Raw genomic sequence first — 25,799 nt, 5'->3', positions numbered from 1 at the left:
CGCAATTAGCCCGCCGTATCCGCCGCCGGTACGTCTGTGCGCGGCTTGCTCACCGACCGACTGGCCAGCAGCCCCAGCTCAAACAGAATCCACATCGGCACCGCCAGCATGGTCTGCGAAAACACATCCGGCGGGGTCAGTAGCATGCCCACCACAAAGCAGCCGACGATCACATACGGCCGGCTCTTTTGCAGGGTCTGCACATCGGTGATACCGGCCCAGATCACCAGGAAGGTGGCCACCGGAATTTCAAACGCCAGGCCGAACGCCAGCAACAGCGCGAGGATGAAATCCAGGTACAGGGCGATATCAGTCATCATCGCCACGCCGTCCGGGGTCACGCTGGTAAAGAAGCCGAACATCATCGGGAACACCAGGAAAAACGCGAACGCCATGCCCAGGTAAAACAGCACCACGCTGGCGGCCAGCAACCAGGCGGCGGTGCGGCGTTCCTGGCGATACACCGCCGGTGCGATCATGCCCCAGGCCTGGTGCAGCAACAGCGGCATGCTGATAAACAGGGCAATCATCATGGTCAGCTTGAGCGGCGCCAGGAACGGTGACGTCACCCCGGTGGCGATCATGGTTGCGCCGCTGGGTAAGAAGTCGCGCAACGGTTGCGAGACGAAGCTGTAGAGCTGCTGGGCAAAGGGGAACAGCGCGCAAAACACCAGGAGGATCGCCAGGACGCAGCGCACCAGGCGCGAGCGCAACCGGGTCAGGTGGCCGGTCACCGACAGGCGCGGAGCAGGCAAGGGCAGGTCGCTCATGGGGCAGGTGGTCCTTTGGGCGTGGCGGTTTCTGGCAGCGGGGCGTCCAGGCGGATGCCGTCGCGCAGTTGCTGCTCCAGTTGCCGCAAGGGTTGCTGGTCGATGCTCTGCAGCAGGTGTTCGTGGTCCAGTTCCTGGGTGACCTGGGCCTTGAGCGTATTCATCGCCCGCTTGGCCCGGCCCAGCCACAGCCCGGCATTGCGCGCGGCAATCGGCAGGCGCTCGGGGCCCAGCACCAGCAGCGCCACCAGGCCCACCAGCAGCAGTTCGCTAAAACCGATATCGAACATCAGAGTTTGCTGTCGGCAGGTCGCTGAGGTTCGGCTTGCACCTCAAGGCTGGTCTTTTCTGCCGCCTGGGCGCCGGGTTCGTTGCCCATGGAGGAGCGAAAGCCCTTGATGGCCTCACCCACATCACTGCCCAGGCCCTTGAGGCGCCGGGTGCCGAACAGCATCACCACGATCAGCAGCACGATGACCAGTTGCCAAATCCCTATACCGCCCATAACGCCACTCCAAGCCATTGATTTGAAATATGAAGGCGCAGTTTGCCGAGGCTTTATGACGGCGCGGTGACGGTTTTGCGGGAATTGTGTGAGTCTGCCACTTGGTTGAAACATCCACTGTGTTGACTGTCGCCAGGATCTCCATAAAAGGTGGCGTGGCAATGGACAAGAAACGGCAGCAGGGGGCGGCGTTGTTGATGGTGCTGGTGGCCCTGGCGATGCTGGCGGGGGGCATGGCCTGGATGGTCGAGCAGGGGCGCCAGCAGGTCGACAGCGTGCGTCTGGTGCAACAGCGGGTGCAGGCCCGCGCGATCGAACGGGCGGCGCTGGCCTTTACCGAACAGGCCCTGCAAGACCCGCTGTGGCGCGCCAGCCCGTTGTTCTGGCAGGCCATGCGCGGGCAGCCGTTGGCTTATGACTTCAAGGGGGGCAAGGCGAGCATCCAGATTCGCGACCTGCACACCTGCTTCAACGTCAACGCGCTGATCGGCCCCGAAGCCGAACGTGCCCAGCGCCAGTTGGTGCATCTGCTGGGGGCGGACATGGCCGCCGAACGCTTGGCCCAGACCCTGGCCGACTGGCTCGACGCCGACCAGCAGACCCGCCTGCAAGGTGCCGAAAGCAACGAATACTTGCGCCAGTCGCCACCGCGCCTGGCGGCCAATCAACGCATGCGCGATATCAGCGAGCTGAACCTGCTGGCGGTGCCCGACGCGCTGCGGGCGTTGCGTTACCCGCAGTTATGCAGCCTGGACGAGACGGCGGGCTGGCGCCTGAATGCCAATGCGTTGAACCTGGAAATGCTGCCGCTGCTGGATGCGTTGTACGAGGGCGAGGTGTCGCGTTCGGTGCTGACCCGCTTGGTCAGCGCGCGGCCGGCGGGGGGCTATCGCGATGCGGGCGAACTGCGCCAGGCCCTGGGGGCGATGGACGACGCGATGTTCGAGCGCTTGAGCGAAGGTCTGCAGCTCAACGGTGACCACTTTCTGCTGCTCCTGGACATAGACCTGGATGGCCAGCGCTTTCGCAGCCAGTACCGTGTCGAGGCCCAGGGGGTCGTGAAGTGGCATGCGCGGGTGCCGGCGCAGGGCATGCTGCTGCGCTCGCGCGAGCCTTTGCCGTTATAGCGCGTATGGGAGCGGATTTGTGTGGGAGCGGGCTTGCCCGCGATGACGGTGTATCAGTCGATAAATCTATTGGCTGACCTGCCGCCATCGCAGGCAAGCCAGCTCCCACATTTGATTTGTGGTGGTGCCAACATTCTCTGCCCCGCGCAGATCCCCTGTGGGAGCGGGCTTGCTCGCGAAAGCGGCAGTCCAGTCACTGTTTCTGGCGGCTGATCCACCGCCATCGCAGGCAAGCCCCCACATTTGCTGTGCAGTGTGGCGCAAACCCGAGATCCCACCTGTTGATTTTGAGATCACCACAAAGCAAATGTGGGAGCTGTCGAGCCCCGGCGAGGCTGCGATAGCGGTAGATCAGCCAACATCCATGCTGGTAATGACCTCGTCATCGCAGCCTCGCCGGAGCTCGACAGCTCCCACAAGGATCGTGATGCAGGAGCCGGGCCGGCTCCTGCCGCTGGATCAGATCGCCAATTCACCCCCGTCAGCACGCTGGATCACAACCGTGGAGGCGCGAGGGCGGACTGTGCCGACCGTGACGTCGGTAGCCACACCGGTGGACGGCCAGTTGTCCGGGTGTTGGATGTTGACGAACACCGTCTTGTTATCGGGTGTGAAGGTCACCCCCGTCACTTCAGAACCGTTAGGCCCGACGAAGAAGCGGCGCAGGTCGGCCTGGTTCTGCGCATTGACCGGCACTTGCTTGCCCTGGGCATCGACCATATTGGTCGGGATCACCACCAGCATCTGGTCGTTGGTGTAGTCGGTCAGGGTTTTTTCGCCGTTGTCGGTCTGGATCCACATTACGCCACGGCTGTCGAAGGTCATGCCATCCGGGCTGGCGAACTGGTTCAGTGTGGTCAGGCCTGAGCGGTTGATGTCCGGGGCGCCTGCGGCGTTGGCGCCAAACACAAAGATGTCCCAGGTGAAGGACACCTGGTTGTCCGCGTCATGCCAGCGAATGATGTGCCCGTGCTTGTTTTTGACGCGCGGGTTGGCGGCGTTGGCCACGGTGCGGCTGGTGTTGTTGGTGAGCGTCAGGTAGACGTCGCCATTGAGCGGGTTGACCGAGGTCCACTCCGGGCGGTCCATCGGCGTGGCGCCCACGGCGTCGGCCGCGCCACGGGTGTTGAGGATGATCCCCGGCAGGTCGGTGAACTTCGCGCCCAGGGTGCTGCCATCCACGGTCGGGCTGGCCACGTCGAGCAGCAACCAGTTGCCGCTGCCGTCGGCATTGAAGCGCGCCACGTAGAGTTTACCGCTGTCCATGTACTTGGCGCCGGTGGCCAGGCGATCGCTGGGGTTGGCATCGGCCGGGTCCCACAGCGCGGTGGAGACGAATTTGTACAGGTACTCGTTCTGCGAGTCGTCACCGCTGTAGAACACCACTGGCTTGCCGGCGGTGGTCAGGCCCGGCCAGCAACCTTCGTGGCGGAAACGGCCGAGGGCGGTGCGTTTCACGGCGCGGGTCGAAGCGTTGTACGGGTCGATCTCAACGATATAGCCATAGGTGCTGGCTTCGTTGCGGTAGTCATCAGTGGCGGTGGCGCCGCTTGGGGTCACGTCGAAGCGGCTGAACTCACCGTTGACCTCGCTTGGATCACCGGCAACGCTCTCCCAGCGATAGTTGCCGTTGCCGGTGCCCACGCCGATGCGTACCTGGTCTGCCGGGCGGGCGCCACTTTTATTGACGAAAATTCCTGGCCAGTTTTCTTCGCAGGTGAGGTAGGTGCCCCACGGGGTATAGCCGTTACCACAGTTGTTGTTGGTGCCGCGGGTCTGGGTGCCGGTCGGCGAGAATTTGGTTTTTACGTGCTCGGTGCCTTTCATCGGCCCCGCCAGGTCCATGACCGTAGCCGTGGTGAAGCGGCGGTTCAACGGATCGTTTTCCATCACCTGCCAACGGCCGTTGACCTTGCTGATGCGCATCACGCCCGCACCGTGGGCGTTGATTTCCTTGCGCACTTCTTCGACCGGACGAACACCGCCGACCAGGGTCGGGCCCGCCGGGTGCAGGGCTTGCGCATCGATGTATTCGTGGTTGATCGCAAGCAGGCCGTCGGTGGAGCTGCCATTGATTGGAAAGAAGTGCATGCCGTCGTGGTGCATGCCTACCGCGTTGGCCTGGTCGGTCGAGGTGTTGCTGCCATCGCTTTTCCAGGGGGCGGCGTTGCTGTTCAGCGGTGTACCCCAAGGGGCCAGCACGTGGGCGGTGTAGCCGGCGGCCACGGTGCAGGCATCGGTGAGGGAGCCGGGGATCGAGTTGAAGCCCAGTTTCAGTGCAGGTTTGCCGGGTTCGGTCGGGGTGTCGTGGTCCGAGCCACCGCCGCTGTCAAAACAGCCCGTCAGGCCGGTACCGGCAATCATGGCGATCGCGGCGCCAAGCCCGCCCCGTACCACACTGCGGCGGCTCAGGTAGGCAGTGAGTACCGATTCCATCGGCTCATTGAGGCTCAGGTTGCGATTCTGGTTGTCGCCAGTCTCTCGACTCATTTCATCAGGTCCTTTGTAGATCACGATTTTTGAAAGGAGCCCGAACTCTAAGAGCCGAATGTGATGATTCGCGGTCGGTTTTGTTAAAAATGTATTTAAGTTTAATTTTTTTATTTCCTTTTGTTGCAAATTTGCATATTTCACTCCTGTTAAAAAACTGACATTAAACCGTCATTAATTGACCCCCACTATGCCGCCCTTAAAGCAGTTAGCCTCAGGGTGAGAGATCAATGGTTTCAATGGTGCGGCGCGATGTATTGGGATGGATGACGCTGGGCGCCTGTGCCCCGTGGCTGGCCGGCTGCTCCAGCCGGGGGGCTGCGGCGGGGCCTGCGGACAGCCAGCCGGTCGACCTGTTGTATATCGCTGACACCCTCGATGCACGCCTGCCGGGTCGCCCGGTGGTGCCCGCCACACGCCTGGGGCCGGCGACACGCATCGGCCAGGCACCGTGGATCACCGGGGCCAATGCGCGTTTTCGTCAGGCCGATGGCAGCCAGTTGGATGGCCTGCTGGATGCCTCCTTAAGTGACGGTGTGCAAACCGGCGGCTACGCGGTACTCGGCGCGGTGTTGCAACGCCTGCGCGATGACGCCGGGCCTGAGAATAGCCTGACCCTGGAAAACGGCCAGTGCTGGAATGGCAGCGGCCTGGCCTACCTGACCCGTGGCCTGTCCGGGGTCCAGGGTAGCCAGTTGCTCGGTAGCGAAGTGCGAGTCAGCAGCGACGAGCGCGTGCTATGGCCCGAACAATGCCAGGGCCTGTACCAGCAATTCGGCCACCCGGTGCTGGGCGCCGGGCTGGCCAGCGCCAGCGCGCAACGCCTGGCCACCCCAGGCATGCAGGTGTTCCGCCGGGGCGGCGTGCGCATCGCCGTGGTTGGCATTACCGACCCTTATGCGCGGGACCAGCAAGGGTCTTTGAAAGAGTGGTTGCACAGCCTGCAACCGGTGCTCACCCAGGCCCGTGAAGAAGCCGACCTGGTGGTGGCCCTGGCCGATGTCGGTACCGGCCCGGGCTTCTGGCTGGCCGAGCGCCTGAGCCAGGTGGACTTGATGTTGTGTGCCCGTGGCCAGGACCTGTGGCCGCAGCCGGTAGAAATCCTGCAAAGCTCCGGCAAGCGCGTCCCGGTGGTGCTGGGCGGGACCCGGGCCAGCGGCGCCTTCCGTATCCGCTGCCAGGCCCAGGCCGGGCAATGGCGCTTTGATGCGCGCTTTTTTGCGGCCCAGGCCAGTGCGTTGGACGCTCCCGCCCAGGCCCACGCCCAGCGCCTGCAACCACGCCTGCAACAACAGCGCGCAGCCCACGCGGCGTGGCTCGACCAACCCTTGGCCAAGGCCCCGGAAAACCTCTGGCGCCGCGATGTACGCGCCGGCAGTTGGGATCGCCTGTTGCACCAGGCCCTGGCCCGCGAGCCCAAGAGCGCGGTACTGCTGCCGGGCCTGCGCTACGACAGCCCCTTGGCCCGTGGCCAGATGATTACCCGCGAACACTTGATCAGCCTGAGCGCCAGCTACCCGGCGCCGGTCGTGGATGTCCCGGCGCAGCAGGTGCGCCAGGTCCTGGAAAACGGCGCCGAACAGCTGTTTGGCGAACCACTGCTATTGGATAACAGCCAGGACTTGCCACGCTGGCTCGGCCAACCCTGGCAGGTCACCTATAGCCCGGGCGGCAAGCGGGTCAGTGAGTTTGCCGAGCCGGTCGGCACCTGCCGCACCTTTGGCCTGGGCTTTGCCGCCGATGCCGGGCAACCGCTGTGGCAGCACCTTGAAGGCTGGTTGCGCGAGCAGCCGGCGGATTGGCAACTGGCGCCGCTGCAATTGCCCGAAGTGCGCTACGTGCAGGGGCATCCGGGATGGCATCCACGGAGCCTGGTCAGTTGAACCGTGCGGGCAACCTGCTGCTGGCAACGCTCCTGGCCTGGCTGGCAGCGCAATGTGTGCTGCAACTGTGGCACGGCATCGCGCAACCGATCGCGCTAAACCCGCCAGCGGCGCCGGTCGCCGACCTGTTGAGCAACCACTGGACACCGCGTCAGGCCCCCAGCGACGACCTGCCGTTGACCACCCTCAAGGTCGATTACCTGGGCAGCCTCAAGGCCACGCCGTTGCGCGCCACGGTACTGGTCCTGCGCTATCAGCAACAAGAACGCACGCTGACCCTGGGTCAGCGCCTGGCTCCCGGCATCGTCCTGCAAGACATTGATGACCGTGGGCTGATTTTCGACAATCAAGGGCAGCGCGAGCGCTTGCCATGGCCGACTGAGCGACCGGTGATCGGCCTCAAGCGCAAGGAATGAACCGACGATGCACATGATCAATAAATGCCTGGGCCTGAGCGCATTGTGCCTGGCCTTGAGTGTGACTCCAGCCCACGCCGAAGACGCGCCGGCCTTGTATGAAGTGAACTTCATCGACACCGAACTCACGGACTTTATCGACAGCGTGTCGCGCATCACCAACACCACCTTCATCATCGACCCACGGGTCAAGGGCAAGGTCACGGTGCGCAGCCTCGATATGCTTGGTAGCGAGGCCATCTATGACATCTTCCTCGCCCAGTTGCGCGCCCAGGGTTTTGCTGCGGTCAACCTGCCCAATGGCAGCGTGAAAATCGTGCCGGACCAGGCCGCACGCCTGGAACCGGTGCCGGTGGAGTCTGCGCGCCAGGCCGTGCAAGCCAACGATGGCATGGCTACTCGGGTATTCAGTGTGCGCAATGCCGCCAGTGAACAGATGCTCAATATCCTCAAGCCGCTGATTGACCCCCGGGTGGGAGTGATCAGCCCGTACCCGTCGGCCAACCTGCTGGTGATCACCGACTGGCGCAGCAACCTCGACCGTATCGACGCGCTGTTGCAGCAACTCGACCAGGTCAGTCAGGAGCCCCTGGAAGTGCTGCCCCTGGTCAATGCCAGCGCCAACGACACCGCACAATTGATGACCCGCCTGCTGGCCCGCGAGCAGGGCGCCGATGGCGCGCAGGTGGTTGCCGACCCGCGCAGCAACGCGTTGCTGGTACGCGGCAGTGCCGACAGCCGCCAGCGGGTGCGCGCGTTGCTCAAGCAATTGGACCAGCCACAGACTGCCTTGCGACCTTCGAACACGGTGGTGATGTACCTGCGCCATGCCAATGCGGCTGAGGTGGTCAAGGTGCTGCGCGGCTTGAGCCAGGACACCCCGGGCGCCGGTGGCGAAGGCGTGCCCACCGAAGGTGCGCCCAAGCAGATGGCGGTCAGCGCCTCAGGCATTCGCATGGAGTCGGAGGAGGGCACCAACGCCGTGGTGATGGTCGGCCCGGACAGCGAAATCGCCGCCTACCGCACCATCGTCGAACAACTGGATATCCGCCGCGCCCAGGTGGTGGTGGAAGCAATCATCGCCGAAGTCTCCGATACCCGCGCCCAGGAACTGGGGGTGCAATGGCTGTTTCTGGGCGACTCGTTTGGCGGCGGCGCGGTGAACTTTACCAATGGTGGGACGAGCATCGCCGGCCTGGCCGGGGCCGCTGGCAGCGGCGACACCGCAGGCCTGGGCAAGCTGTTGGCCAATGTGCCAGGGGCGACCGCCGGCTTTGGCAAGCTCAATGGCGGCGGGCTGAACTTCCTTGCGCTGCTCAATGCATTGAAAAGCGAAAGTGGCTTCAACCTGCTCTCGACCCCGACCCTGCTGACCCTGGACAACGCCGAAGCGTCGATCCTGGTGGGCCAGGAAGTACCGTTTGTGACGGGCTCGGTGACACAGAACAACACCAACCCCTACCAGACCATCGAGCGCAAGGAAGTGGGGATCAAGCTGCGGATCAAGCCGCAGATCAATATCGACAACACCGTGCGCCTGGACATCGTGCAAGAGGTTTCGTCGATTGCCGAGAGTACCGGCGCCAGCGATGTGATCACCAACAAGCGCGAGATCAAGACCAAGGTCATGGTCGAAGACAACGGCCTGGTGGTGCTGGGCGGGCTGATCGGCGACGAGGCCAAAAACAGTGACCAGCGTGTGCCGTGGCTCGGCGATATCCCAGGGATAGGGCGGCTGTTCCGCTCCAACGCCAGCCAGCGCACCAAGCAGAACCTGATGGTGTTTATCCGCCCGCGGATCATGCGTGACGGCGAAACCCTGGCCCAACTGAGCAGCGAGAAGTACCGCAACCTCAAGGTCAATTCGAACCTGGCATTGCCCGCGATCTCCGATAACAACGCCTTGCTGCGCCTGTTCCCGGCCAGCCGCGAGCGTCTCGACGAGGGCGTGTGGTGAGTACGTTGTTGCCCTATCGACTGGCACGCCAGGCGGGCCTGGCGCGGGCGCCGGGCGCGCAAGGCTGGACCTTGTGTTTGCGCGAGGATGTCGACACCGACGCCTTGCAGGAAGTGCTGCGCGTGCATGGCCTGCCGACGCTGGTCGAGCACCTCGATCCGGCCCAATACGAACTGCGCCTGGGGGCCTTGTACCAGGCCGGCGAGTCGGCCACGGCAGCGTTGATCGAGGGCATCGGCGAGCAGGTCGATCTCGACAGCCTGATCAACGAGCTGCCACGGATCGAAGACCTGCTGGAGAGTGACAACGAAGCGCCGGTGATCCGCCTGATCAATGGCCTGTTCGCTGAAGGCCTGCGCTTGCGGGCCTCGGATATCCATATCGAGACCTTCGAACAGAGCCTGGTGGTGCGCTTGCGGGTGGACGGCCATCTGCGCGAGATCCTGCGCCCGCCACGGGCCTTGTCGGCCATGCTGGTGTCGCGGATCAAGGTCATGGCGCGCCTGGATATCGCCGAAAAACGCCAGCCCCAGGACGGGCGCATTACCTTGCGCTCCGGCGGGCGCGAGGTGGATATCCGGGTTTCGACCTTGCCCGGCATTCACGGCGAACGTGTGGTAATGCGTGTGCTGGACAAGCAGGCCAACCTGCTGGACCTGAACAACCTGGGCATGCCTGCAGAGGTCGAACAGGCTCTGCGCGCCTGCCTGTCGCGGCCCAACGGGATCTTGCTGAGCACCGGGCCCACCGGCTCGGGCAAGACCACCACGCTGTATGCCAGCCTGAATGCGCTGAACGATGGCTCGTGCAATATCCTCACCGTCGAAGACCCGGTGGAGTACGCGATTACCGGCATCGGCCAGACCGCGATCAACCCCCGCGCCGGCATGACCTTCGCCAGCGGCCTGCGGGCGATCCTGCGCCAGGACCCGGACGTGATCATGCTCGGCGAAATCCGCGACCAGGAGACCGCCCAGATCGCGGTGCAAGCCAGCCTCACCGGGCACCTGGTGCTGTCGACGCTGCACACCAACAGCGCGGTGGGCGCGGTCACGCGGTTGCGGGACATGGGCATCGAACCGTTCCTGATCGCCTCCAGCCTCAAGGGCGTGATGGCCCAGCGTCTGGTGCGGCGTTTGTGCCATTGCGCAACGCCGGCACCGTTGCTGGCCGCCGAACGCCAGTTGTGGCCGGAGCTGGCCCTGCTGGAACACAGCTTTCACCCCCAGGGCTGCGACGACTGCCAGGGCAGTGGTTACCACGGGCGGATCGGCCTCTATGAATTCATCACCCTGGATGCCGGCTTGATCAGCCTGTTGTACGACGGCGCCAGCGAAGCGGCCATGCACGAATACCTCGCCGACAAGCGCCAGAGCCTGACCGCCATGGCCACCGAATGCCTGCGCCGTGGCGAAACCAGCCTGGAGCAGGTTCTGCGTGCGGTGCGCGACTGATGCCGACCTATCGCTACCAGGCGCTGGACCTGCGCGGCAATCGCCGCAAAGCCAGCATCCAGGCGGAAAACGAGCGCCATGCCCGGCAACTGCTGCGTGAGCAGGGCCTGTTTGCCCGTGAGTTGCAGGTGCAGGGCGCAAGCCTGTCGAGCCCGCGCGGGCAACGGTTGAACCATGGGCAACTGTGCGAATTGACCCGCCAGTTGGCCACGTTGTTGAGCGCCGGCATCCCCTTGGTGGATGCCTTGGCCACCCTGGAACGCCAGTTGGCGGAGCCGGCGATTCGCAACCTGCTGGTGGCGGTGCGCGGTGCCCTGGGCGAAGGTTTGAGCCTGGCCCAGAGCCTGCGCCGCCAGGGTGGGCAGTTCAATACCCTGTATTGCGCACTGGTCGAGGCCGGCGAGCGCTCGGGCAAATTGGCGCCGGTGCTGGAGCGCCTGGCCGAGCACCTGGAGCAAGTGCAGAAACAACGGCACAAGGCGCGCACGGCGTTGATCTACCCGGCGGTGCTGATCCTGGTGTCGCTGGCGGTGGTGATCGGCCTGATGACCTTTGTGGTGCCCAAACTCACCGAGCAGTTCAGCCACACCGGGCAAAGCCTGCCGCTGATTACCCGGGTGCTGATCGGCGCCAGCGAGGGCCTGGTGATGCTCGGCCCGTGGTTGCTGGGGCTGGGCTTGTTGCTGGCGCTGGGCGCGCGGGTGTTGCTGCGCCAGGCGGTATGGCGCTTGCGCCGCGACAGCCTGGCCTTGCGCCTGCCGCGTATCGGCGTGCTGTTGTCGGTGCTGGAAAGCGCACGGGTCTCACGCAGCCTGGCGATTTTGCTCGGCAGTGGCGTGCCATTGCTCGAATCCCTGGAGGTGGCCACCGCCACGGTTGGCAACCGGCAGATCCACCAGGCCCTGGAGGCGGTGCGTGAACAGGTCGAAGGTGGCGTGACCCTATACCGCGCCCTGAGTGCCAGCGGGCACTTCCCGCCAATGCTGCTGAACATGGTCGCCAGCGGCGAGGCCAGCGGCACCTTGCCCGACATGCTGGAGCGCGTCGCCGACAACCAGGAGCGTGGGTTTGCGCGCCAGGTCGACCTGCTGCTGGCGTTATTCGAACCCCTGATGATTCTGCTGATGGGCGCGGTGGTGCTGTTCATCGTGCTGGCGGTGTTGCTGCCGATCATGCAGCTCAATCAGGGCCTGAGCCTTTGAACAGACAACCTGAAAACGGAGAACTTGAAATGCAAAAGCACGCCATGCCTGGCAATCGTGCGGTCAAGCGTCGCGAGCGCGGCTTTACCCTGATGGAAATCATGGTGGTGATTTTTATCATCGGCCTGTTGATCGCGGTGGTTGCGCCCAGCGTACTCGGCAGCCAGGACAAAGCCATGCGCCAGAAGGCCCTGGCCGACCTGGCGACCCTGGAGCAGGCGCTGGATATGTACCGCCTCGACAACTTGCGATTCCCCACCTCGGAGCAGGGTTTACAGGCCCTGGTCAGCAAGCCGAGCCTGGAGCCCTTACCGCGCAGTTGGCGTGCCGACGGCTACATCCGCCGGCTGCCTGAGGACCCGTGGGGCAATGCCTATGGCTATCGCACCCCGGGGCAGCATGGCCGGGTGGACCTGTTTTCCCTGGGCGCCGACGGCCAGGAAGGCGGCGAAGGCACCGACGCCGATATCGGTAACTGGGACCTCTAGGCATGCAGCGCAGTCGCGGGTTTTCGCTCCTGGAAATGCTGGTGGTGTTGTTGATCGTCGGCTTGTTCAGTGCCCTGGGCGTGGCCTACCTGGACGCCGGCCAGGCGCCGATGCGCCAGGCCCTGGCCCAACTGGCCAGCGAGGCGCGCAGCCAAGCGGCCCAGGCGCGGCATGCCGGGCAGTTGCTGGGCTTGCGCTGGAATGGCCGCAGCCCGGAGTTCGTACGCTGGCAGGTGGGCCGGGGCGCGCATGGGTGGCAGGTCGCACCCTCGCGCGGCGCGCCCTGGCCGGCCGGCTTGCAACCTGACTGGCCGGTGAGCCGCGAGCCCCAGGTGATGTTCACCCCGTCGGGGCTGGCCCGCCCGGTGTCACTCACCTGGCGCTGGGCCGAGGGCCGCCAGCGTTGGCAATGGCAAGCGGACAACACCTTGCATATCGCGACCCTGCCATGAAGCGCCAGCGCGGTTTTACCTTGCTCGAAGTCATGGTCGCCCTGGGGATTGCCGCGTTGATGGCGGTGATGGTCAGCCAGTTGTTGCGCCAGCGCATCGCCACCCATCAAGCGGTCGCGCAACATCGCCTGGGCAGTTTGTGCGCGCGGGAGCTGGAGACGCGGTTTGGCGTGGAACAGTACTGGCCGCAGATCAATGCGGTGAGCGGCGAGCTGCGTCAGGGGCCTGCCACCTGTTACTGGCAACTGACCCTGGGCAACACCGGGGTCAACCGCTTGCGCAGGGGTGAGTTGAGCTTATTTGCCGATCCCCAGCAGCGTCAGCCCCTGGGTCAGTTCAGCTTGTTCCTGGTGCGCCCATGAAGGCGGCGCAGCGTGGCCTGACCCTGATTGAGCTGTTGGTAGCCATGGCCCTTACGGCGGTGGTCGGGGTGTTGCTGGCGGCCTTGGTCAATGGCTGGGTCAAGGTGCGTGAGCGCCTGGACGAGCCCGGCAGCGAACCCCAGGTATTGGAGTTCTGCATGGCCCTGGAGCGCCGCTTCGATGGCCTGGTGTTGCGCCAGTTGTACGAGCAGCGCTTGCCCCTGGACCTGGCGTGGCTGGAGTGGCAGCCGAGCCTTGGGCAATTGCAGTGGGTGGCCCTGGGCGCCTGGCCGCCGGCAGAAGGCGCGTCGCGTGTGCAACGCCAGCGCCTGATGTTCGATGCGCGCCAGCAGCGCTTGAACCTGCTGGTCTCGGCCGACCTGTACGCCGCCGACAAGCCGCGCTGGCAACTCAAGGAGTCACTGGCGCCGGTCGAGCGCGCCACGTTCAGTTTTTACCAGGGCACGCGTTGGCTGGCCTTTCCTTCTACTGTTGCCGCCCAGCCCAATCGCGGCGTGCGGATCGAGTTCGAGCACCATGGAGCCCCTTATGTCTGTACTTTCGCCTTGCCCGATACCCAGCCATGAGCCGGAGCGCAGGCATGTTTGAGCGTCTGCGGGGCAAACCGCGGGAATGGTTGCTGGTGCGCCCGCCGGCCACCGCCGAGGGCCGTTGGCAGTGGTTGCACTACAGCGCGCACCGGGCTTGCGCAAGCGGCGCCTGGCCGCCACCGTCGGCGCTGCTGCAATTGCCGGGTGCCTTGATTATTCCAGCGCTCGATTGCAGTCACTTCTGCCTGCCGGCACCGCCGGGGCTCAAGCGCCACGAGTGGCCGCAGTTGTTTGAAGAGTATGCGCAGCAGCCTGGCGAAGCGTTGCTGGTCAGCTGCCTGTCCCGCGAGGCCGGGCAGCTTGAGTTGTTGGTGATGCAACGCGAGCAGGTCCAGCAATGGCTGGCCGAGTGCGCCGCGCTTGGGCTGCAGATCACCCATGGCTGGGCGGAGTTGCAGTTGTTGCCGCCAGCAGAGCCTGGGCAGGTGGTGGAGTGGCGGCGCGAATCGCTGCGTTGCCTCAAGGCGCATTCCCGGCAATGGTTGGTGTGGCCGCCGGTATTGGGTGAGCGCTTACCCCAGGCTTGGCGCGACCTGCCTGCCGAGACGCTCGAGGGCGACTGGCCGTCGCGCCTGGCGCGCCTGGAGCAGTTGCCCAGTGTGCTGGAGGGTATGCGGCCGACGCGTACACGGGGGCCGCGAGCGCCACGGGTGAGCCGCGTACAACGACATTTGCTGCTGGGTTGCGTGGCGTTGGCGGCGTGTTGGAGTGCGGTGTATCTGGTGCAAAGTCTGCGTCAGGTTGATGTTTGGAAAGCCCAGGTCAGGGCGCTGGCCGGGCCGGCCAACAACCCGCAACAGGCGCGTACGGCCCTGGCGCGGGTGCAGGGCGAGGCGACCGAATGGCAGGTGCGTCAACAAAAAATCGTGGCCCTGGAGCAGGCGCTCTCGGGCTGGTTGCAGCAGCAACCGGGCTGGTCGGTGTCGCGCATCGAGTTTGACGGCAGCCGTTGGCGCCTGGCCTTGCGCGGCAATGGCCCCCAGCCGCTGCCCGCCGAATGGCAGGCCATGGCCCAGGCTGCCGGCGCGCAATGGACTGACCAGGCGCAACATGTCGCCGGTCAACTGCACCTGAGTTTTGATCTGGGAGAACAACCATGAAAGCCCGGATGCTGGAGTACCTGGCCCACTTCAACCAACTGCCACCCAAGCGCCGCTATGGCCTGTTGGCTGGCTGGTCAACCGTCGGGCTGTTGTTGCTGGTGCTGCTGACACGGCCGCTGCTGGCGGCCTGGCAGGATGCCCGCCAGTGGCAGGCGTTGGCGCAACAGGCCGGCGCGCTGGTGCCGCCAGCGGCGTTCTCCAACGAGCAGTGGCAGGCCCTGGCCGTGTCGCGCCAATGGGTACTGACCCGCGTTGAACAGCAGGGCGACCGCTGGCAATTGCAGGGCGAGCTGCCGGGGCCTCAGGCCCTGCAGCTGCTGCTACGGACCGTGCAGGAGCAGGGTGGGCGACCCGTGCAGTGGAGCCTGGAGCAGGGCGGCGGCCAGGGTTATGCCTTCAGCCTGGAAGTGGCGGCGCGGCCATGAGTCGCGCGGTCATCCTCTGGGGTATTTGGGTGTTCAGCCTGACCGTGCTACTGGAGCTGCCGGCCGCCTTCGTTGCCCGCCAGTTGCCATGGCCGACCGGCTGGCAGCCCGGCAGCGTTTCGGGCAGCCTGTGGACTGGCCGCGCGGCACGCGTCGGAGCCCTGGCGCCGGTGGACTGGAAGATCCGGCCGTGGGCGGCGCAAGTGAACCTGGGCTTTCAACAGCGCATCTGGGAGCTGTCGATCCATGGCTGGCCGTGGAACTGGCAGGCGCAGATGGCACCGCGTGCGGTCAGCGCCTTGCCCGCGCCGATGTTCGTGCTGGACGGACGTTGGGAAGGGCGATTGCAGGTCAATGGCGCGGGCATGAGTTGCCTTCGGGCCGAAGGCGAATTGCTGGGGCACGAGCTGGCGCTGTTGAGCCCGTGGCTGGTCAAGCTGGGCAATACCCGGATCGAGTTGCAGTGCCGGGATGGGGTGCGGTTGCTAGCGGATCTGCAACTGGCTGGCGAGCATCATTTCAAGGTCGAAGCCAAGCCACAGCGGTTGCAAGTAGACGGGCAGGTGGAGCCGGGTGCTGCCGTGATTCCGCTATTGGTGCAGGCGCGATGGCTGCAGCCCGCTGCCCAGGCGTTCAGCAAGGTGCTGGGTAAACCCTGAGGGTTCGATGGATCACCAAAAACTGTCTATCGTCTATGGGCAGGTAGTCTCGCACTTGCGTGTGCGTGGTGTGATTTTCGGTGCGGGTTGTTAGGGCGCCCTGGCGCCTGGAGCGCTCATGGAAAAGCTCAACGTTGGCCCCAAGTCGTCGCTGCAAGGCAAGGTTTCCAATCTTTCTACTGCACGGGCTTATCTGCTCGCCTGTTCGCTGCTGCTACTGGCCATGTTTCTGTTGGTCGGGGTGTTGCTGGTGTCCATTGCCGAGCACTTGAATCACGATGCCGGCGAGCACAGCCGCATTGATATCGAAAACGCCCTGCTGTCGGTTGAGCGCGTCGCTGGTTCGACGGTCAAGGACTATGCGTTTTGGGGGGATGCCTACGAACACCTGCATCAAAAGGTGGATGTGGACTGGGCGTTTGTCCGGCAAAACATCGGCACGACGCTGTTTTCCGACTTCGGTTTCCAGGGGGTGTTTGTTGTCGATCCAGCCGGTCGCACGGTGTATTCGCTGATTGAGGGCCAACTGCAGAGCGTCGCCGTGCAGGACTGGTTGCACCTGCCGATCGAGCCCCTGCTGGCCCAGGCCCGGCAGGCCGCGACCAACAGCCAATCGGTGACCCGTCTGATACAGGCCGATGGCATGCCGGCGGTGTTGGCCGCCGCTGCGCTGACGCCTGGCACCGATCCGAACGTAGAGGCCGATAGCGGTCCCGCTTCGGTGTTGATCTTCATTGCCAAGCTGGCGCCGCAACGGCTGGCTGCACTGGGCGAGGATTTTGGTGTGCAAGGTCTGCGGGTCGCCCCGGCCGGCGGGGCGGCGGCGGGCGCACCGAGCCTGAGCCTCAGGGACAATGCAGGTGTTGTGCAATGGACCGCGGAGGATCCTGGGCGCCAGTTGCTGGGGCTGGTTGTGCCGCTGGTGACAGTTGCCGGCCTGATCTTTGCCTTGATGGCCTGGGTTATCCAGCGCCGCAGTACCGCTGCCGCGCGGGTCATGGACCTTAATTACGCCACCCTGCAAGCCAGTCGTGCGGCGCTGGCGGTCAGCGAGGAGCGCTTTCGTGATGTGGCCGAAGCGGCGTCCGACTGGATCTGGGAAGTCGATACCCAACTGCGGTTTACCTACCTCTCGGAGCGCTTTGATGTAATTACCGGCCTTGTCGGGGCCAACTGCCTGGGGTTGGCGGTGGATCAGCTGCTGACCTCTGATCAGGGCCTGTTGGCCATCTGGTTCAAGGACCACGCCCATCGCCCGAATGCCATCGTGCAGTGCAGCTATGTGTCTGGCGAGGGTCAGCGACGCATTTGCCGGCTGTCGGTGCGCGAGATACCTGGCCAGGGTTATCGAGGCACCGCCAGCGACATCACCGAAGAGGTCGAGGCCCGGCGGCGCATTGAATATCTGTCGCAACACGATGCCTTGACGGGGCTGGCCAACCGCACGCGCATGCAGGAATTCCTCGAGGGCAAGCTCAAGGCGGTGCCGACCCTGGCAAGGCCGTTGGTCATGCTCAGTATTGATCTTGACCGCTTCAAGCCGGTCAACGACCTGCTGGGGCACGCGGCTGGCGATGATGTACTCAATCAGGTGTCCCGGCGTTTGCAGGGCTGCCTGCGTGGGGATGATCTGGTGGCGCGCATAGGTGGCGATGAGTTTATGTTGGTGGTGGCGGGCGTGAGCTCGCCGCTGGAGGTGGAAGGCCTGTGTCGGCGCCTGATCGACTGCATCGAACAGCCGTTTTACATCTGCGAACATGAAGTGTTTATCAGTGCCAGCATTGGTATTGCCATGGCGCCGGCGGACGCGACCCTGGCCGAAGAGCTGCTGCGCTATGCCGATATCGCCCTCTACGAAGCCAAGGAAGGCGGGCGTAACACCTGGCGCTTTTATGCGGGCGATATGAACGCACGCATCATTGAGCGGCGCCAACTGGAAGCCGATTTGCGCCAGGCGATCAAGCACGGCGAACTGCGCCTGGATTTCCAGCCGCGCTACCGCATTGAAGGCAAGCGCCTGGCCGGTGCCGAGGCCCTGGTGCGTTGGGAGCACCCAAGGCGCGGGCTGCTGGGCCCCGACGTATTCGTCCCCATCGCCGAAGAAACCGGGCTGATCCTGCCGTTGAGCAACTGGGTGCTGCACGCGGCCTGCCAGACGGCCGCGGGCTGGCCTGACGACGTGATGATTTCAGTCAACCTGTCCTCCACCGAGTTCCAGCGTGGGCACTTGGTGTCGCGGGTCAAAGCGGTGTTGCTGGAGACGGGCTTGAACCCGGCGCGGCTGGAGCTGGAGCTGACCGAAAGTGTGATGCTCAATGACGAGAAAGTCGCCTTGAGCATCATGCAAGGCCTCAAGGCCCTGGGCGTGCGCTTGCTGATGGATGACTTTGGCACCGGCTACTCGTCGCTGAGTTATCTGCGCTCATTCCCCTTCGACGGGCTGAAGATCGACCGCAGCTTTGTCGGCGGCCTGACCTCCGGTGGTGGCGATCAGTCGATCATCCAGGCGATTGTCGGCCTGGGCCGGGCGCTCTCGCTGACGGTGACCGCCGAAGGCGTAGAGACCCTCGACCAACTCACGGCGCTGAAGGACGTGCAGTGCGATGAAGCGCAGGGTTTCTACCTCAGCGTGCCGGTGGATGCCCAGGCCATCGGCGCGCTGATCACGGGCCGGACTGCTTAGCCGCTCCTGACCCTGCTTGCACTGACCGCATATAGATAATATGTTAACAATATAACTATAAATGGTCTGTGGGAGGGGGTATGCCTGCCTTGTTCAACCCTTGCGTTGAGTTCGCCAACTGGAATCGTGACTTGCGTGCAGTCTGCGGCAATTTCAGCACCGCGCAGTCAGATCGACACAGCCTGTTTATTGGCAGCGTCCACGGCCAGGACGTGTGTGGCCTGGAGTTGGCGCATATCCGCACCAATGCCGGGCTGATCAGCCGCCATCACACCCACGGCGATGGCGACGATGACCGCCACTGTTTTCTGATCCTGCAGGGCAGCGGCCATCAACGCATCCGCCAGCAGCACCGGGTGATTGACCTGGGGCCCGACGATATCGCCCTGGTGGACTCGGCCCAGGCCTTCGAGATTGAGCCCCAGGGACTGGTACAGAATATCTCGGTGCATCTGTCCCGCGCCGAGGTCGCCCGGCAATTCGGCCAGCAGCGCCTGTTTGGCAAGCTGGCGCGCAACAGCGTCGCCACCCATATGATTCGTGCATTGGTGCGCTCCCTGGAGGATGCGCAACTGAGTGAAGGCTATGGTGGCGAGAACGATGGCCCGGCCGTGGAGCAGGCCCTGATCGGCCTGGCGGTTGCCGGTCTGGACGAGCGCGCTGAGGGCCAGCCGGGCTTTGCCTGCGTGGGCCAGGACGACATTTATGGCCTGGCCACGCGCCTGGTGGAAGCCTCCCTGCAAGAGACCGAATTGAGCCCCGAATACCTGGCGCGGCACCTGAATGTCTCAGTGCGCCAACTCTACCGGCTGTTCGAGCAGCGGCATGAAAGCATCGCGCGCTACATCCAGCAGCGCCGTCTGGAGCGGGTGGCCCAGGACCTGCGTGCGCGGGATTTGCGGCATGAGTCAATCACCCAGATCGCCTTCAAGTGGGGGTTTGTCGATGCCGCGCATTTCAGTCGCGCCTTCAAGCGGCATTTCCAGCATGCGCCCCGGGACTTTCGCCAGCAGCCGCTATAGGCCGCGCTTTGGCAGGGAATGCCAAGGGCTTTGGCAGCCTCAGTCAAGTGGCCGCAGGTGGCAGACCCTCTAATAGCGTGGCCTGAGTCGATTAATGTTGGAGAACAATAACAATGAATACACGGAGCCTGCTGTTGGGCACGCCTCTGCTATTGAGCGCGTTCGCCACCCTGGCCTTGGCCGGGCCGGCCCAGGTCGATGGGCCGCGCATCATCGCCGCCGACCGTGAGCCCGGTAACTGGATGAGCCACGGTCGCACCTACGATGAACAACGCTACAGCCCGCTGGACAGGGTGAATGCCGGCAATGTCGGCCAACTGGGCATGGCCTGGACCACCAAGCTGGATATCGACAGTGGCACCGAGGCCACGCCGCTGGTAGTCGATGGGGTGATGTACACCACGGGTGCCTTCAGCATCGTCTATGCGATCAATGCGGCCACGGGTGAGTTGTTGTGGAAGTACGACCCCAAGGTCCCTGCCGAGAACCTTGGCCAGGGCTGCTGCGGTCCGGTCAACCGTGGCGTGGCGGTGTGGCAGGGCAAGGTCTATGTGGGCAGTTTCGATGGGCGCTTGATTGCGCTGGATGCCGGCACTGGCCAGCCGGTGTGGAGCGTCGACACCCTCATTGATCGCAGCAAAAGCTACTCGATTACTGGCGCGCCACGCATCGTCAAGGGCAAGGTATTGATCGGCAACGGGGGCGCCGAATTTGGCGTGCGCGGTTATGTCACCGCCTATGACGCCGACACGGGTAAGCAAGTCTGGCGCTTCTACACCGTGCCGGGTGACCCCAAGCTGCCGCCGGAAAATGCGGCGATGGCCAAGGCCATGAAGACCTGGGACGGTGACGGCTGGGTCAAGTGGGGCGGCGGCGGCACGGTGTGGGACTCGATGGCCTACGACCCGCAACTGGACCTGCTCTACGTGGGCACCGGCAATGGCTCGCCGTGGAACTACCAGTTCCGCAGCAATGGCAAGGGCGACAACCTGTATGTGTCATCCATCCTGGCGCTGCGCCCGGACACCGGCGAGTACGTCTGGCACTACCAGATCACCCCGCAGGACCAGTGGGACTTCACCGCGACCCAGCACATGATCCTCGCCGATATCGAGATGAATGGCAGCGTACGCAAGGTGATCATGCAGGCGCCCAAAAACGGCTTTTTCTATGTGCTGGATCGCACCAACGGCAAACTGTTGTCGGCAAAGAATTTCGTGCCGGTGAACTGGGCCAGTGGCATCGACCTGCAGACTGGGCGGCCGATTCTTACCGGCGCGGCGGACTATTCCAAGGAGCCCAAGGTGGTGCAGCCGAGTTTCCTTGGCGGGCATAACTGGCATCCCATGTCCTACAGCCCGAAAACCGGCTACGTGTACATTCCGGCGCAGTACACCCTGGCCGAGTTGAAGGCGGCCAAGGTCCCGCAGTTCCTGGCGAACAAGTCAGTGGTGAACTTCGGCCTGGATGTGCCGGACCTGCCGGAAGACCCGAAAGTCCTCAACCAGATCCGGGATGCGTGGAGCGGAGAGTTGATCGCCTGGGACCCGGTCAAGCAGAAGGCGGCCTGGAAACAACCCTATGTCAGCGCCGGCAACGGCGGCACCCTCGCCACGGCCGGCAACCTGGTGTTCCAGGGCACGGCCGATGGACGGGTGGTGGCCTATCGCGCCGACACCGGTCAGCCGCTGTGGGAGCACCGGGCCAACTCCGGGGTGATGGCGGGGCCGGTTACTTATACGGTCAATGGCGAGCAGTACGTGGCGTTTTCCGTGGGGTGGGGCGGGATCCTGCCGCTGTTGACCGGCCCGCTGACCAACAAGGGCAAGGTGCGCGCTGAGTCGCGGGTGATTGCCTTCAAGCTCGGTGCCACCGGTGAGCTGCCACCCCCCAAGGCCGCGCCGGTACTGCCGACTACCCGCCAGGTACTCACGGCGACCCCCGAGCAACTGGTGCAGGCGCGTGGCATGTTCAATGGCCTGTGTGCCGGTTGCCATGGCCTGAACGCGATCAGCGGCGGGGTCGTGCCCGACCTGCGTTACCTGGATGACAACAAGCACGCGGCATTTCCGGCCTTTGTCAGTGGCGCGTTGATCAATAAGGGCATGCCGAACTTCTCCGACATTCTGCAGCGCGAAGACATGGAGTTGCTGCGCCAGTACCTGGTCAAGCGCACCCGGGATCTGCAGGCCGACCTCAACGCCATTCACTGATCTCCCCTTGTTTGAACTGTGCCGGGCGACGTCTTTTGACGTCGTCATGGCCGAGTGTTGCCTCCAATAACAATAACGGTACTTGCCATGAAAACACTTAGCATCCTGACCCTGCTCTTCAGCCTGGTTCCATTGGCTCACGCCGACGTCAAGCCGGACCCCGGCGACTACACCGCCTTGCCCCAGGGCACCGATGTGGTGGTGCTGTACCAGCAGAACCCACGGGGCGACAAGGTTTACTCGGGCGGCAAGAAAGTCGCCGACAACCTTGACCTGGACATGACCGTCGGGGTGTTGCGCCTGATCCACTTCACCGAGTTCCTCAACACCGGCCTGACCTGGGACCCGCAAATAGTCATTCCTTTCGGCTACCAGAAGACCGGCGCCAGCGACAGCAAGCACTCAGGGTTGGGCGACATTACGTTTGGCGGCACGCTGTGGACCCTCGCGGACCTGGCCAACAACCAGCACCTGGGCTGGTCGGCGTTTGTCACCGCGCCCACGGGCAGTGACAAGGACCAGGGTTTTGCCCTGAGCAACAACCGTTGGGCCCTGGATTTCCAGGTGGGCTATATCAAGGGGCTGACCGACAAAATCACCTGGGATGTGATTGCCGAGACGGAGTTCTACGGTGAACAGCGCGCCACCGATGCCAAGAAATATCCGCTGCTGCAACTGCACAACCACCTGCGCTACAACTTCACTCCAGAGACTTACGCGGCGATCTCCTATCGGCACAATTGGGGCGCCCGCGAGACGCTGGACCATGAAACCCTGGCCACCAGCCGCAGCAATGGCACGCTGGGCTTCACCGTGGCCACGATGGTGGGCAAGCAGGTACAGGTACTGGGGCAATTGATGCATGACGCGGCGGTGCGCGAAGGGGTGAAGATCGACAATTCGCTGCAGTTTCGCCTGGCGTATTTCTACTGACGCTGTCTGTAGGCGCTGTCTCGCGGGGCGTGACAGCGCGGTCTTATTGTTGGGCGAGGATGCTTTCGAGCAACCCGGGAAATCGCTCGGCCAACACATCGGCCCGCAACGAATTCATATGGGTCGTGCCCACGCTGCGCGTATGCACCAGCCCGGCATCACGTAAAACCCGGAAGTGGTGGGACATGCTGGACTTCGGCCGCCCGCCATCCAACTCGCCGCAACTGGCTTCTTCTACGCCGGCCAGGCAGCGCACGATGTCCAGGCGCACAGGGTCACTCAACGCATAGAGCAGGCGTTCGAGGGTCAAGTCTTCGGGGGAGGGGTGTTTAAAGGCTCGCATGAACCGAATGATAACAGGGCTGGCATTGTTTACCATAGTTCGATTAAGATCGAACTATCGAATCAAACGTCACCCTCGTTTCAGGAGCTTTTTCATGTCTGCATTGTTCGAACCCTTCAAGCTCAAAGACGTTACGTTGCGCAATCGCATCGCCATTCCACCGATGTGCCAGTACCTGGCCGATGACGGCATGGTCAATGACTGGCATCACGTCCACCTCGCCAGCCTGGCCCGTGGCGGCGCCGGCCTGGTGGTGGTCGAGGCCACCGCCGTGGCTCCCGAAGGCCGGATCACGCCGGGTTGCGCGGGTATCTGGAGCGATGCCCATGCCCAAGCCTTTGTGCCCATGGTGCAAGCGATCAAGGCGGCAGGCGCGGTGCCCGGCATCCAGATCGCCCACGCCGGGCGCAAGGCCAGTGCCAACCGCCCATGGGAAGGCGACGACCATATTGCCGCCGACGATGCCCGTGGCTGGCAAACCCTGGCACCCTCGGCGATCGCGTTTGGCGCGAACCTGCCGAAAGTCCCCCAGGCCATGACCCTGGAGGATATCGCCCGGGTGCAACAGGACTTCGTTCAAGCCGCACGCCGTGCCCGTGACGCCGGTTTTGAGTGGATCGAACTGCATTTCGCCCACGGTTACCTGGGCCAGAGCTTTTTCTCGGAGCACTCCAACCAGCGCACCGATGCCTACGGTGGCAGCTTCGACAACCGCAGCCGTTTCCTCCTGGAAACCCTGGCCGCCGTGCGTGAAGTCTGGCCGGAAAACCTGCCGCTGACCGCGCGTTTCGGGGTGCTCGAATATGACGGGCGTGACGAACAGACCCTGTGTGAGTCCATCGAACTGGCCCGTCGTTTCAAGGACGGCGGCCTGGACCTGTTGAGCGTCAGTGTCGGCTTCACCATCCCCGACACCAACATCCCTTGGGGGCCAGCGTTTATGGGGCCGATTGCCGAGCGCGTACGCCGCGAAGCCGGTCTGCCGGTCACGTCGGCCTGGGGTTTCGGTACACCGCAACTGGCTGAAGGGGCGTTGCAGGCCGGTCATCTCGACCTGGTTTCCGTGGGCCGTGCGCACCTGGCCGACCCACACTGGGCATACTTCGCCGCCAAGGAACTGGGGGTGGACAAGGCTTCCTGGACCCTGCCGGCGCCTTACGCGCATTGGCTTGAGCGCTATCGCTAAGGGTGACCGTGTTGTGTGTGGGAGCTGTCGAGCTTTAGCGAGGTTGCGATGGCGTCCTGTCAGCGATCCATATATCGACTGATCCAGTGCTATCGCAGGCAAGCCAGCTCCTACAGTGGAGAGTCTTTACTCAGCCGTCGCAGCCTCTGCGACGGCTTTTTTTGTGGGCCATGAAAAGTACAATCTTCCATCCGGAACGTGCATGTTGCGCTGCGACCAAGCGCCACATACTGGGCGTGTCTTTACGAACGTTCCCGGTTGTTTCAAGCCTCCTGCCGAGTGAGCAGGGCGCAGGCAGGCCAGGAATGGGGATATCCAATAATAAAGAGAGCACCCATGAAAAAGCCAAACCCTCTGTTGGAAGACCTCAAGTCGGTCTTGCCCGCGATTGCTGCCAATGCCTTCGCCGCCGAGAAAGATCGCAGCGTACCTGCCGAGAACATCGCGTTGCTCAAGGGCATCGGCATGCACCGGGCATTTCTGCCGAAAAAGTACGGAGGCATGGAAATCTCCCTGCCGCAGTTTGCCCAGTGCATCGCTTTGCTGGCCGGCGCTTGCGCAAGCACCGCGTGGGCCATGAGCCTGCTGTGTACCCATAGCCATCAGATGGCTATGTTCTCGGTCAAGTTGCAAGACGAGGTCTGGGGCGTCGACCCCGACGCCACCGCCAGCAGCAGCATCGCGCCATTTGGGCGTACTGAAGAAGTGCCGGGTGGCGTGACCTTCAGCGGTGAGATGGGCTGGAGTTCGGGTTGTGACCACGCCGAATGGGCGATCATGGGCTTTCGCCGCAAAAACGCCGAAGGCACCCAGGATTACTGCTTCGCGGTACTGCCGCGCAGTGACTATCAGATTCGTGACGACTGGTATGCCGTGGGCATGCGTGGCAGCGGCAGCAAGACCCTGATCGTCGATCAGGCTTTCGTGCCCGAGCACCGTATCCAGAAGGCCAAGGACATGATGGAAGGCAAGTCGGCGGGCTTCGGCCTGTACCCCGACAGCAGGATTTTCTTCGCCCCCTACCGTCCGTATTTTGCCAGTGGTTTCTCCACCGTCGGCCTGGGCGTCGCCGAGCGCATGCTCGAGGTGTTCCGCGAAAAAACCAAAAACCGTGTGCGGGCCTACACCGGTGCGGCCGTCGGCGCCGCGACCCCTGCGTTGATGCGTCTGGCCGAGTCTACTCACCAGGTGGCCGCCGCACGCGCCTTACTGGAAAAAAGCTGGGACGAGATCGCCGAGCACAGCGAGCGCCATGAATATCCAAGCCGCGGCACCCTGGCGTTCTGGCGGACCAACCAGGGCTACGCCACTAAAATGTGCATCCAGGCGGTGGATCGCCTGATGGAGGCGGCGGGCGGTGGCGCCTGGTTTGAAACCAACGAACTGCAGCGCCTGTTCCGCGACGTTCACCTCGCCGGCGCCCATGCCTACACCGACTATGACGTTTGCGCACAGATTCTCGGGCGCGAATTGATGGGCCTGGAGCCTGACCCGGCGATGGTCTGACCACGCTAC

24 protein-coding genes are annotated in these 25,799 nt (G+C 63.8%); 19 read left to right on the top strand and 5 right to left on the bottom strand.

Translation table 11 applies throughout. From position 1 onward, the window contains the following. Positions 1-5: 5 nt before the first annotated feature. Genes tatC through tatA form a run of 3 tightly spaced genes read right to left on the bottom strand, consistent with a single transcriptional unit; the run spans position 6 to position 1,275 of the window. Positions 6-770, bottom strand: a complete 765-nt coding sequence (tatC, locus tag PSH80_RS14590; protein ID WP_057440938.1) for a twin-arginine translocase subunit TatC — start codon at positions 768-770, stop codon at positions 6-8. After that, complete coding sequence (gene tatB, locus PSH80_RS14585; RefSeq protein ID WP_057440939.1) at positions 767-1,060, bottom strand: Sec-independent protein translocase protein TatB; 294 nt, start codon at positions 1,058-1,060, stop codon at positions 767-769. Before tatB ends, tatC begins: the two co-directional genes overlap by 4 nt. Next, the gene (gene tatA, locus PSH80_RS14580; RefSeq protein ID WP_115128392.1) at positions 1,060-1,275 is read right to left on the bottom strand and encodes a twin-arginine translocase TatA/TatE family subunit; all 216 of its coding nucleotides are present in this window, start codon (positions 1,273-1,275) and stop codon (positions 1,060-1,062) included. The genes tatB and tatA overlap by 1 nt, the downstream gene beginning before the upstream one ends. 161 nt (positions 1,276-1,436) lie before the next feature. Between tatA and gspK the strand changes: the two genes are divergently transcribed. Then, positions 1,437-2,402 (top strand): type II secretion system minor pseudopilin GspK, encoded by a 966-nt coding sequence (gspK, locus tag PSH80_RS14575; RefSeq protein ID WP_057440944.1) that lies wholly within the window; start codon positions 1,437-1,439, stop codon positions 2,400-2,402. A gap of 459 nt (positions 2,403-2,861) precedes the next feature. On the opposite strand, the gene PSH80_RS14570 is transcribed toward gspK, so the two are convergent. Further along, positions 2,862-4,892, bottom strand: coding sequence for a PhoX family phosphatase (locus PSH80_RS14570; protein WP_120733352.1), 2,031 nt, complete (start codon positions 4,890-4,892; stop codon positions 2,862-2,864). Positions 4,893-5,122: 230 nt separating this feature from the next. Between PSH80_RS14570 and PSH80_RS14565 the strand changes: the two genes are divergently transcribed. From PSH80_RS14565 to PSH80_RS14490, 16 genes are all read left to right on the top strand, one after another. After that, entirely contained in the window at positions 5,123-6,775 is a 1,653-nt protein-coding gene (locus PSH80_RS14565; protein WP_057959299.1) for a hypothetical protein, read from the top strand. Continuing rightward, positions 6,772-7,191 carry a general secretion pathway protein GspB gene (locus PSH80_RS14560; RefSeq protein ID WP_232545672.1) on the top strand — a complete coding sequence of 140 codons (420 nt, stop codon included), beginning with the start codon at positions 6,772-6,774 and terminating at the stop codon, positions 7,189-7,191. Before PSH80_RS14565 ends, PSH80_RS14560 begins: the two co-directional genes overlap by 4 nt. 7 nt (positions 7,192-7,198) lie before the next feature. Further along, on the top strand, positions 7,199-9,148 hold the full coding sequence (gene gspD / locus PSH80_RS14555; protein WP_143110470.1) for a type II secretion system secretin GspD: 1,950 nt from the start codon (positions 7,199-7,201) through the stop codon (positions 9,146-9,148). Between the two features lie 5 nt (positions 9,149-9,153). Beyond that, on the top strand, positions 9,154-10,602 hold the full coding sequence (locus PSH80_RS14550) for a GspE/PulE family protein (protein ID WP_081044222.1): 1,449 nt from the start codon (positions 9,154-9,156) through the stop codon (positions 10,600-10,602). Further along, on the top strand, positions 10,602-11,804 hold the full coding sequence (gspF, locus tag PSH80_RS14545) for a type II secretion system inner membrane protein GspF (protein ID WP_057440948.1): 1,203 nt from the start codon (positions 10,602-10,604) through the stop codon (positions 11,802-11,804). The genes PSH80_RS14550 and gspF overlap by 1 nt, the downstream gene beginning before the upstream one ends. 29 nt (positions 11,805-11,833) lie before the next feature. After that, a complete protein-coding gene (gene gspG, locus PSH80_RS14540; protein ID WP_269835616.1) occupies positions 11,834-12,292 on the top strand; it encodes a type II secretion system major pseudopilin GspG in 459 nt (152 codons plus the stop codon). Positions 12,293-12,294: 2 nt separating this feature from the next. Further along, entirely contained in the window at positions 12,295-12,744 is a 450-nt protein-coding gene (gene gspH, locus PSH80_RS14535) for a type II secretion system minor pseudopilin GspH (RefSeq protein ID WP_057959300.1), read from the top strand. After that, positions 12,741-13,106 (top strand): type II secretion system protein, encoded by a 366-nt coding sequence (locus tag PSH80_RS14530; protein ID WP_057440952.1) that lies wholly within the window; start codon positions 12,741-12,743, stop codon positions 13,104-13,106. The genes gspH and PSH80_RS14530 overlap by 4 nt, the downstream gene beginning before the upstream one ends. After that, positions 13,103-13,693 carry a prepilin-type N-terminal cleavage/methylation domain-containing protein gene (locus PSH80_RS14525; protein ID WP_198831395.1) on the top strand — a complete coding sequence of 197 codons (591 nt, stop codon included), beginning with the start codon at positions 13,103-13,105 and terminating at the stop codon, positions 13,691-13,693. The genes PSH80_RS14530 and PSH80_RS14525 overlap by 4 nt, the downstream gene beginning before the upstream one ends. A gap of 14 nt (positions 13,694-13,707) precedes the next feature. After that, entirely contained in the window at positions 13,708-14,817 is a 1,110-nt protein-coding gene (locus tag PSH80_RS14520; RefSeq protein ID WP_200659715.1) for a type II secretion system protein GspL, read from the top strand. Further along, complete coding sequence (gene gspM / locus PSH80_RS14515; protein WP_115128383.1) at positions 14,814-15,245, top strand: type II secretion system protein GspM; 432 nt, start codon at positions 14,814-14,816, stop codon at positions 15,243-15,245. The genes PSH80_RS14520 and gspM overlap by 4 nt, the downstream gene beginning before the upstream one ends. After that, a complete protein-coding gene (locus PSH80_RS14510; RefSeq protein WP_305417243.1) occupies positions 15,242-15,904 on the top strand; it encodes a hypothetical protein in 663 nt (220 codons plus the stop codon). Before gspM ends, PSH80_RS14510 begins: the two co-directional genes overlap by 4 nt. A gap of 118 nt (positions 15,905-16,022) precedes the next feature. Next, positions 16,023-18,587, top strand: coding sequence for an EAL domain-containing protein (locus PSH80_RS14505; RefSeq protein ID WP_305417241.1), 2,565 nt, complete (start codon positions 16,023-16,025; stop codon positions 18,585-18,587). Positions 18,588-18,667: 80 nt separating this feature from the next. Next, entirely contained in the window at positions 18,668-19,609 is a 942-nt protein-coding gene (gene feaR / locus PSH80_RS14500) for a transcriptional regulator FeaR (RefSeq protein ID WP_057440965.1), read from the top strand. 113 nt (positions 19,610-19,722) lie between these two features. Further along, a complete protein-coding gene (locus PSH80_RS14495) occupies positions 19,723-21,822 on the top strand; it encodes a PQQ-dependent dehydrogenase, methanol/ethanol family (RefSeq protein ID WP_186625200.1) in 2,100 nt (699 codons plus the stop codon). Positions 21,823-21,909: 87 nt separating this feature from the next. Next, on the top strand, positions 21,910-22,755 hold the full coding sequence (locus tag PSH80_RS14490) for a transporter (protein ID WP_305417238.1): 846 nt from the start codon (positions 21,910-21,912) through the stop codon (positions 22,753-22,755). Between the two features lie 43 nt (positions 22,756-22,798). Here PSH80_RS14490 and PSH80_RS14485 read toward each other — a convergent pair whose 3' ends face one another. Next, positions 22,799-23,134 carry a helix-turn-helix transcriptional regulator gene (locus PSH80_RS14485; protein WP_057440971.1) on the bottom strand — a complete coding sequence of 112 codons (336 nt, stop codon included), beginning with the start codon at positions 23,132-23,134 and terminating at the stop codon, positions 22,799-22,801. Positions 23,135-23,192: 58 nt separating this feature from the next. On the opposite strand from PSH80_RS14485, the gene PSH80_RS14480 reads away from it, so the two are divergent. After that, positions 23,193-24,284: an NADH:flavin oxidoreductase/NADH oxidase gene (locus PSH80_RS14480; RefSeq protein ID WP_057440973.1), complete on the top strand. Its 1,092-nt coding sequence runs from the start codon at positions 23,193-23,195 to the stop codon at positions 24,282-24,284. A gap of 336 nt (positions 24,285-24,620) precedes the next feature. Continuing rightward, positions 24,621-25,790: a p-hydroxyphenylacetate 3-hydroxylase oxygenase component gene (locus PSH80_RS14475; protein ID WP_057440975.1), complete on the top strand. Its 1,170-nt coding sequence runs from the start codon at positions 24,621-24,623 to the stop codon at positions 25,788-25,790. Positions 25,791-25,799: the final 9 nt, after the last annotated feature.

Origin of the sequence: Pseudomonas sp. FP818, from assembly GCF_030687335.1 — a bacterium.
GTDB lineage: Bacteria > Pseudomonadota > Gammaproteobacteria > Pseudomonadales > Pseudomonadaceae > Aquipseudomonas > Aquipseudomonas shahriarae.
This window is presented reverse-complemented; position numbering and strand designations above follow the sequence as displayed.